Genomic DNA, 914 nt, shown 5'->3' on the forward strand with positions numbered 1-914 from the left:
CATTCTGTGATTGGTTCTGCTGATTGTTCTCCTGTTACCTCCCAAGTACAACTTTCTGTATTAAACGTCGCTGTTTCCCAACATTCTGTCGCTGGTGCTGCTGATTGTTCTCCTGTTACATCCCAAAGACACGTATCATTATTAAACGTCGCCGTTTCCCAACATTCTGTCGCTGGCTCGGTTGCTTGTTCTCCTGTTACATCCCAAGCACAACTTTCTGTGTTAAACGTTGCCGTTTCATAACATTCTGTCGTTGGTTCTGCTGCTTGTTCTCCTGTTACCTCCCAAATACACGTATCATTATTAAACGTTGCCGTTTCATAACATTCTGTCGTTGGTGCTGCTGATTGTTCTCCTGTTACCTCCCAACTACACGTATCATTATTAAACGTTGCCGTTTCATAACATTCTGTCGTTGGCTCGGTTGCTTGATCTCCTGTTACCTCCCAAGTACAACTTTCTGTATTAAACGTCGCTGTTTCCCAACATTCTGTCGCTGGTGCTGCTGATTGTTCTCCTGTTACCTCCCAAATACACGTATCATTATTAAACGTAGCTGTTTCCCAACATTCTGTGATTGGTTCTGCTGCTTGTGTTCCTGTTACAACCCATTCGCAAGTACCGTTATTAAACGTCGCTGTTTCCCAACATTCTGTCGTTGGTTCTGATTGTTGTGTTCCTGTTACCTCCCATTCGCAAGTATCGTTATTAAACGTTGCCGTTTCATAACATTCTGTCGTTGGTGCTGCTTCTTGTGTTCCTGTTACCTCCCAAGTACAACTTTCTGTATTAAACGTCGCTGTTTCCCAACATTCTGTCGCTGGTGCTGCTGATTGTTCTCCTGTTACCTCCCAAATACACGTATCATTATTAAACGTAGCTGTTTCCCAACATTCTGTGATTGGTTCTGCTGC

The 914-nt window shown here is 43.5% G+C and carries 1 protein-coding gene; it reads right to left on the reverse strand.

The features are described 5' to 3' along the window. Positions 1-914, reverse strand: a 914-nt coding sequence (locus ES677_RS15410) for a hypothetical protein (protein WP_170235077.1), incomplete at both ends; no start/stop codon positions are given.

It is taken from the genome of Bizionia gelidisalsuginis (assembly GCF_008086185.1).
Taxonomy (GTDB): Bacteria; Bacteroidota; Bacteroidia; order Flavobacteriales; family Flavobacteriaceae; genus Bizionia; species Bizionia saleffrena.